General features: G+C 47.6%; 10 protein-coding genes. All 10 read right to left on the reverse strand.

What is annotated here, in order from left to right:
* Positions 1-555: ABC transporter ATP-binding protein (locus AZ66_RS23510; RefSeq protein WP_044357080.1), on the reverse strand; the 555-nt coding region annotated here is incomplete at its 3' end.
* Complete coding sequence (locus AZ66_RS23515) at positions 552-1,457, reverse strand: ABC transporter ATP-binding protein (protein ID WP_052648803.1); 906 nt, start codon at positions 1,455-1,457, stop codon at positions 552-554. The genes AZ66_RS23515 and AZ66_RS23510, both read right to left, overlap by 4 nt.
* A 28-nt stretch (positions 1,458-1,485) precedes the next feature.
* Entirely contained in the window at positions 1,486-1,878 is a 393-nt protein-coding gene (locus AZ66_RS23520) for a GntR family transcriptional regulator (protein WP_021261259.1), read from the reverse strand.
* 36 nt (positions 1,879-1,914) lie between these two features.
* Entirely contained in the window at positions 1,915-2,640 is a 726-nt protein-coding gene (locus tag AZ66_RS23525; protein ID WP_044357081.1) for a hypothetical protein, read from the reverse strand.
* A 338-nt stretch (positions 2,641-2,978) separates the two neighbouring features.
* Positions 2,979-3,443 carry a DUF420 domain-containing protein gene (locus AZ66_RS23530; RefSeq protein ID WP_021256215.1) on the reverse strand — a complete coding sequence of 155 codons (465 nt, stop codon included), beginning with the start codon at positions 3,441-3,443 and terminating at the stop codon, positions 2,979-2,981.
* An 87-nt stretch (positions 3,444-3,530) separates the two neighbouring features.
* Positions 3,531-4,439 carry a cytochrome c oxidase assembly factor CtaG gene (gene ctaG / locus AZ66_RS23535; RefSeq protein ID WP_044357082.1) on the reverse strand — a complete coding sequence of 303 codons (909 nt, stop codon included), beginning with the start codon at positions 4,437-4,439 and terminating at the stop codon, positions 3,531-3,533.
* 123 nt (positions 4,440-4,562) lie between these two features.
* Positions 4,563-4,883: a cytochrome C oxidase subunit IV family protein gene (locus tag AZ66_RS23540; protein ID WP_044357083.1), complete on the reverse strand. Its 321-nt coding sequence runs from the start codon at positions 4,881-4,883 to the stop codon at positions 4,563-4,565.
* A gap of 4 nt (positions 4,884-4,887) precedes the next feature.
* Positions 4,888-5,508, reverse strand: coding sequence for a cytochrome (ubi)quinol oxidase subunit III (locus AZ66_RS23545; RefSeq protein WP_021256218.1), 621 nt, complete (start codon positions 5,506-5,508; stop codon positions 4,888-4,890).
* Entirely contained in the window at positions 5,505-7,355 is a 1,851-nt protein-coding gene (gene ctaD / locus AZ66_RS23550) for a cytochrome c oxidase subunit I (protein WP_044357086.1), read from the reverse strand. The genes AZ66_RS23545 and ctaD overlap by 4 nt, the downstream gene beginning before the upstream one ends.
* Positions 7,356-7,419: 64 nt before the next feature.
* Positions 7,420-8,489 (reverse strand): cytochrome c oxidase subunit II (gene coxB, locus AZ66_RS23555; RefSeq protein WP_442950317.1); only part of this gene is annotated, 1,070 nt, incomplete at its 5' end.

The raw sequence follows: 8,489 nt of genomic DNA on the forward strand, positions 1-8,489 counted from the left end.
AAGAATGCTCGTGCCTTGATCGCGCAGCTCCTTAACCGTCTCCTTCAACAATTCGACGTTAACGGGATCCAAGCCGCTGAACGCTTCGTCCAAGATGAGCAGCTTCGGCTTGTGAACAATAGCTGCAATGAAGCCGATTTTCTGCTGATTCCCCTTAGACAGCTCCTCAATTTTCTTGTTGTAGTTTTCCGGTACATTGAACCGTTCCAGCCAATACTTTAGGTTCTTGTCTGCTTCCGCACGCTTCATCCCGCGCAGCTGCGCCAAGTACGTTACCTGCTCGCTAATCTTCACCTTCGGGTACATTCCCCGTTCCTCCGGCAAATACCCGAGAATACGAGTCAGCCCTTCATGATACGGCTTCCCATGATACGTAATAGATCCGCCATCTGGATAAATAAGACCAAGAACCATCCGCATTGTCGTCGTCTTGCCCGCACCATTCGCACCAAGCAATCCGTAGATTTCCCCTTCTTCTACCTTAAAGTTAAGACCATTCACGGCTGTCTTGTCACCGTACTGCTTCACGACTTGCTGCAACTGTAATGGATTCATTGCGCGTATACGCTCCCCTCAATATGCATCTCAATCATATAAGCTAATATGTCATCCAGCTCCAATGCATGAGTCTGAACAACCTCAATCCCTTCATCGTGCAAAAAACGCTCCAAACCGGTAGCATTATGCGCAATAAGTCTTACCCCGAAGCGCTCCTGCATAGCCTTCATCAGACCTGGTGCACCTTCGTAATCCGCTGCCTCGCCATCCACGACAAACACCTTCCACGCATCGAACAGGGCGTCCTTTTCCGTAAAATGAAGCACCTTGCCCTTATGCATGACCAGAATATAATCAGCCAACCGCTTTACCTCATCTACGATATGTGTCGCGATTAAGACGGTCCGCTTCCCATCCTTTAAATACGAATGCAAATCATTGATCATCATGCGCCAAGATAGTGGATCGAACCCGGAGGACGGTTCATCAAGCAGCAGCAGCTCTGGCTGCGGACATATCGCAACGATCAAATCCAGCTTGCGGCGCATTCCCTTCGACAGCTTACTCAGCTTCTGCTTCGGCGGCAGCTCATACTTCGCCATAAGCTGGTGGTAGAGCTGCCAATCCCATGAAGGATACCACTGTGAAACAAAGGATACGATTTGCTCCGCCGTCATATCGTCCTCCTCCGAATCAGAGTTCTCCGCTACGTAGCCTATTCGCGCCTTCACAAGTGTGCTTAGCTCTGGCTCTGTCTCCTCCTGCAGCACAGTTACCTTACCTTCATCAGGATGAACAAGTCCCAGGCACATTCCAAGCATCGTCGTCTTGCCAGACCCATTCGTACCTATGATGGCGGTGACACAGCCTTGTGGTATGCATATATTTAACGGGCCTATGCGGAAGTTGTCACGCTGCTTCACTACCTGTTTCATCTCAATTACATGTTGATTGTCCAATGCTTCTCCCCCTTGTACGCACCAAATACTAGCTCCCGCTGTGCTTACGCTGGATGATCTCCTGAAGCATCTGCATGAGTTCTTCAGTTGATACATCCACATGCATTGCAGCTTCTACGGCTTGCTCAAGTGCCTGCTCGATCGCTTCTTTGCGATACCTGTCGCGATCTGCCGCTTGAACCGGTGTCACAAATGTCCCCGTACCCTGCTTCGTCCGCAGCATCCCTTCGTTCTCCAAGTCTTGATACACCCTTCTGACTGTAATCACACTGCATTGGAGCTGATTTGCGAATTCACGTATGGACGGAAGCAGCGTTCCCTCTTCTACCTGTCCGCTCAGGATGAGTGCACGAAGCTGGTGTTTAATTTGGGCATACAACGGTTCAGAACTGTTCGTATTAATTTGAATCGGTATAAACACCGCTCCTCATCACCTCCTGATTCGTACTGTTCTTCTTCACATCCAATCTCGCTTCAAAACAATATTACGCAATCGATTCATTCCGATCACCATCGAATTGACGATGATAACAATGGACAACACGATACACATCCAAGGATACGATCGCGCTACGTCTATCACAGTCTGTAACATGCTTCCGTTCGCTGTCGCTATCAGGACGGACACCATGGTTATAACGCCTAGCAGAACTAATGAATATCTCATATATAACCGTCCGCTCACGCTTAATTCAAACGAGATATACAACCAATTAACTGCTACAGCGTACGCTGCCAGCATGAATACATAGGATAAGATGCTGAGCCCGTCAAGACTTCTTATTGTCTCACTGAGCATGTAGTGCCCCACAATAATAATGCTCATATTGATCAGCATGGCCACACACATCTGCATCGTGCGCGATAAAACCACGGTCCTCGCATCGATTGGGAATATGCGCAGCTTCCGCATCCATTTCGTATACGAGTCATCCTTCATATATCGCATCGATCTTCGAGAAAAATAGAAGCCCAGATTCGGGATCGTTGCGAGAAACACAAAATCCGCAACCCCCTTAAAAGTTCTCGTCAAGGGCTCGACATCTCGAAATAACTCTCGCAGCAGCAGACCGCTCATCGTGGCCATATAAATACTGAACATTACCGTCATCAACAAGCCCCATTTGAATCGAACAAGATCGTTCTTTACAATCATCCACGCTTCTCTATATGGTCTTGTCACTTTAAGGCCCCCTTTATATCAAACTGATTCACAATAGCCCGCTATATCAACTGTGCTTGGTTACCCATCACTGTGCTTACTGTATATATCTTTATACACAGTATAATGAGTTGCTCCTTTCCTGTCAATCCATTATTAGGGGAAACGTTACCCTATCCAGACTCATCTTTATTTACAGAGTTAATAGCCTGTTACGATGAATATAAGCACGCAAAAAAGCTCGCCCTCCGCACTAAAATGCAGAAAGAGCGAGCTTCTTCTAAAACAAAATATCTCACACTCACGAACAAGCCAGCGATCCGTGGAAATCCTCTTCATAGATCGCCGTCTACTAATGATTACAGACCAAATATAGCATCTATTACTGGCTTTGTATGACCACCTGGATACAAGATATACAGCAAAAGATATACGGTTGCCCCTGTAATTGCGGTGATGAACCAGATTACAGAGGTGAACTTGCCTAGCTTGCGATGCTTCGCATAACTACCTTTATATCCTGTATACAGTGTCGTTAAGCCGAACACGGCTGCTACAGCTGCAAGCACAATATGGAACAACAGGAAGACTAGATAATATACCTTAAGGTCATCCGGGCCGCCCCATGCGGTATTGCCAACGAAAACCGTGCGAGAAGCATAAATAATGAAGAAGATTGTCGCAGCTACGGCCGCTGCCAGCATCGTCTTCTTATGCTGTTCCCGCTTGCCCTTAATAATTTGAGCCCAACCGATAGCGACCAATATGGCGCTGACGACGATGAACGTCGTGCTGATAGTTGGCATAATAAAGTACAGATCCACGAATGAAACGCCCTCCTCATATGCATCGGCAACGAAGCAGCCAATAATTCTCCTGCTTCTGCTTACGCTACCCATTATAGAGCATTTTTACGAATTCAACTGCCCTTCTGCTGCGGTGTCCACAAAATCGTCATCATCTTTACTTTCACGTCTGAACCAGTGGACGAATACGTAGAAGAGAATACAGCCATACATCGTTTCTTGAATCAGCTTCATTAGAATGCCTCCGAGCTGTTGATCTTCAATCGGAGTGAACCAATTAAAGAAGGTAGGCCCATCAAATGCGGCAAGCATCTTCACAGGATCCCCGGATATGCAATAGCCCATTGCCTGCACCCAGGCTTCCTTGTCCACATACGTAGCATAGAGAGGCTCGCTTGCAAAGATGATTAATGCACAAGCAGGAGTAATCAGAACGCCATTCAAAAAAACGTAGCCCATCTTCTTCACGTCTGTCAACGAGTTCCACTCTGGCACCGGAACGACGATCGGCCACCACATCAGCAGAGCAGCAATGAACAATACAATGTAGTAAATAATATGTTCCGTATAATGAGTCATGACGTAATCATGCACTGCCGGTACATGATAGAAAGAGAACAAGGTATTGAATAGGACAGCGCTAAGAATCGGATTCGTCAATAGCTTCAAACGCTTCAACGGCTTGCGATCCAATAGATATCGCCATAACCAGGACGGAATAGCTAATAATAGAAGCGGCGGTACAATGATGTACGATAATGCCATCATCGCCATATGGAAGGTGAACATCATATGACTCATCATATTAATAGGCCCGCCTTGAGCTAGGTAGAGCAAGCCTGTCCCAATTACGAACATTAGCTTCTTCGAAGCAGGCACCGGCTCAGAAGATGAGAATCGATTGCGAAAAGGCCCTGTCAGCCCGAAATATAACACATTGATAAGCACCGTTGCTGTAAGGAACAACGGACTCCACACATCATAGAAACTGAAGTATTCTGTCAACCCGAACATAAATGTTCAGCCCTCCTCATCCTGCAACACCCGAGGCGCCACCATTTCGTCACATTTTGCCCAATTACGGAAAAAGAGGCGACGCTTTCTCGCGTCCCCTCTTCTCTCTATCCGACTTACGACTTACCACCATACCCAGTAAACACCCATAACAATGGCTGTTAAGGCGATGAAGGCTCCGCCTATCATGAACATGATCGGAATCATATGTCCTTTATCTTTCATATGCATCCAATACCCCATCTGAATGACAACCTGCAAGACTGCCATGACGAGAAGGATGATAACCGTGAACGTTGGGTTTACTTCACCCGCTGAACCTACCGTAGCAAATGCAATCAACGTAAGCACAATAGAGAAGATGAATGCAATAATATGCTTCTGCTTGCCCTCATGCTTATGTCGACGCTTCGAGTTGTCAGATGTTACTTGGTGTGTTGTCACTTGGTTAACCCACCTTTCCCATGAGGTATACAACTGTGAAGATGAATACCCACACAACGTCGATAAAGTGCCAGTACAGTGCGGAGACGTAAATCTTCGGTGCTGTAACCAAATTCAAGCCCTTCTTCATTGTTTGCAAAATAACAAGTGTGATCCATACGACACCAAAGGCAACGTGCGCGCCATGGAAGCCGACCAGCGTGTAGAACGATGAACTGAACGCACTCGTCGTAAACGTGTGACCTTCATGCACATATTCTACGAACTCGTATATTTCTAGACATAAGAATCCTAGTCCCAATGCAACCGTTACTGCGAGCCAGCTGAGCATGGCTTTGACTTCTTTGCGATGCATCGCTTGAATAGCGAACACGCTCGTCAAGGAGCTGGTCAGCAAGATCATTGTAGCAGCCGCAATCATTGGAAGCTTGAACAGCTCGGAAGCGGCAGGACCATCACCGATTTGGTTGCGTAGCGCAAGGAATGTTGCGAACAGCGTACCGAATAATACTGCCTCTCCACCAAGGAACAACCAGAAGCCGACGACCTTATTGCGGCCTTCTAGGGTTGCTTTTTCCGGCTCATGTGGCCATTCGCCTTCTGCGTGATGTGCATGTGCACTCATGCTTTAACCCCCTTCTGCTCCAACTCTTCCGGTTCGATATGATATCCATGGTCGTCCTTAATCGAACGCAGGAACATACAGCCGAATGTAATCAGCAGGCCGAAACCTGCCACGATATGATTGTTGAACAAACCGTTCAGCAGTGCATTATTGAAATCATCCTTCGCGAACATAAAGCCGAAGCCTGCCACGAACAAGCCAACAGACATCATGAACGGGAGAATAGATGGCGATGGCATATGAATGGAACCAATCGGCTCTGCAGCCGGCATTTCCGTGTTGCCCTCCATCTTCTCTTTCCACCAAGCATCATAGCCGCGCACAAGCGGAGTTTGCTTGAAGTTGTACTCTGGCGGTGGAGATGGAATTGTCCATTCCAGCGTACGTCCATCTTCCCAAGGATCGTTGCCCAAGTTCTTCGGATCTCTTGATGTAATTGCAATGTTGTACAAGAACATAAGAACCCCGATACCCATCATGATTGCCCCGATCGTACTTACCAAGTTCATGAGGTCGAAGCCTTGATTCGGCAAGTACGTAAAGACCCGACGCTGCATTCCAATCAAACCAAGGAAATGCTGAACGAAGAATGTCAATTGGAATCCAATCCAGAACATCCAGAAGGTAGCTTTTCCTAGTCCTTCACGAAGCATGCGTCCGAACATCTTCGGCCACCAGAAATGGAGCCCTGCGAACAAGCCAAGCACCAAACCCCCAACAATAACGTAGTGGAAGTGCGCTACGACGAAGTACGTATCATGGAACTGGAAGTCAGCAGGCGCAGATGCCAGCATGACGCCCGTAACCCCACCCATAACAAATGTTGGAATGAAACCTACTGCGTACAGATTGGCCGCGGTGAACTTAATCGAACCGCCCCACATCGTGAATAGCCAGTTAAATATCTTAATTCCGGTTGGCACTGCGATAAGCATCGTCGCAATCGAGAACAACGCATTCGCTACTGGCCCAAGACCAGTTGCGAACATATGGTGAGCCCATACCATGAAGCCCAAGAACCCGATCAAGATTGTTGCGAATACCATGGAGCTGTATCCGAATAGACGCTTGCGAGAGAACGTACTGATAACGTCCGAGATAATCCCGAACGCCGGCAAAATTAGAATGTACACTTCCGGGTGACCGAAGATCCAGAAGATGTGCTGCCAGAGCACCACACTTCCCCCATTCGGTACATAGAAGAAGTTCCCGCCAAACAAGCGGTCGAACATCAATAAGATCAAGCCTACCGTTACGGCAGGGAAGGCAAATAGAATCAATGCGGACGTAATGAAGGACGCCCAAGTGAACATCGGCATGCGCATGAAGGACATTCCCGGCGCGCGCATGTTAATAATCGTTGCCAAGAAGTTAATGCCCCCGATGAGTGTACCCAAACCAGAAATCTGCAAGCCGATGGTGTAGAAATCTACACCGTGCGTCGGGCTATAATCTGTATTGGATAACGGTACGTAAGATGTCCAGCCTGCATCAGGCACACCGCCCATCAGCCAGCTCAAGTTCAGCAGCAAGCCGCCGAAGAAGAATGTCCAGAAGCCAAGTGCGTTCAAGAACGGGAACGCAACGTCACGAGCCCCGATCTGCAGAGGGATAATGGCATTCATAAGTGCAAAGATAATCGGCATTACGCCGAGGAAAATCATCGTTGTGCCGTGCATGGTAATCAATTCATTAAAAGTTTTTGCGTCTACGAAATCATTCATAGGCTGAATCAATTGTATCCGGATTAAGATGGCTTCAATACCGCCAATACCGAAGAAAAGAGCCCCGGCGATAAGGTACAGAATGCCGATCTTCTTATGGTCGACCGTCGTCAGCCAATCCATCAGGCCGCGATGTCGCTTCACCGTGTGAGCCAAGGTCGTTACCTCCCCTAGAAGATGCTGAAATCTACTGCTTATTGATTGCTTTCAAGGAATCTAGCTTGTATTCTGCCAAGTACTTCACGATGCCATCGAGTTCTTGCTCAGACAACTTATCTTTGAATGCTGGCATCTTATTGCCAGGCTTCACCTTCTCTGGATCCTGAATCCATTGACGAAGTTGCTCCTCAACCTTCTTCTGATCCAATGGCTCATCAGCAGTTTCACGGTTAAGCATAATACCAGCAACTGCTTCACGGCTGCCAAACCCCTTCAAGTTAGGCCCCATGGACGGCTTATTATCGATAGCGTGGCAGGACAAGCAATTCTGCTTGAAGCTCTCTGCAACTTGTGTGTCACCTTCGAACGGTTTTGGTTCGGCCTTCATCTCATTCACCCAAGTCGTGAATGTAGCTTCACTGACTGCCTTTACCTTAAATTCCATAAATGCGTGGGAGTAACCGCATAGCTCAGCGCACTTCCCTCGATACACGCCTTCCACATACGTCTCAATGTACATCTTGTTGACGTTGCCGGATGGGTTCGTATCCATCTTGCCTGCAATGGATGGAAGCCAGAAGGAGTGAAGGACATCAGCTGTCTTCAACTCAAGCGCAATCTTTTTCCCGTTCGGAACAATCATATCTTGTGCTGTTGTAATCCCGTACTCAGGATATTCGAATTCCCACCAATATTGATGACCTGTTACCTTAACCTTAATTGCATCTTTGTCTTGGCTATAGTCCTCAGCGAAGGCAAATACATACTTCACCGTTGGAACTGCCAAAATAATGAGGAGGATGATCGGAATGACCGTCCAAATCACTTCAAGCTTGTGGTTCCCTTCGACTTGCTTCGGAATCTCGTTCTGTCCCGGTCGTCTGCGATAGCGAAGGACGACATAAATGGAAATACCGAATACGACAATAACGACTAGCGTCATAATCGTAATCGCCAACTGCATTAATCCGAACTGCTTGTCTGCAATGGGCCCCTGCGGATTGAGAGCCGATATATCAGCACGACCGCAAGCACTTAGGAGCAGGACGAGTCCGGCGAACAGTGGAAGTAGTCGCTTCACTGCGTGCCACCGATTCA

The organism is Paenibacillus sp. E194 (assembly GCF_000935845.1).
Lineage (GTDB): Bacteria > Bacillota > Bacilli > Paenibacillales > Paenibacillaceae > Paenibacillus_B > Paenibacillus_B alvei_B.

Coding starts and splice junctions, on each gene's coding strand:
- ctaG (WP_044357082.1), bottom strand. CDS start 4,439: ATGTTCGGGTTGACAGAATACTTCAGTTTCTATGATGTGTGGAGTCCG.
- AZ66_RS23545 (WP_021256218.1), bottom strand. CDS start 5,508: ATGAGTGCACATGCACATCACGCAGAAGGCGAATGGCCACATGAGCCG.
- ctaD (WP_044357086.1), bottom strand. CDS start 7,355: ATGGATTGGCTGACGACGGTCGACCATAAGAAGATCGGCATTCTGTAC.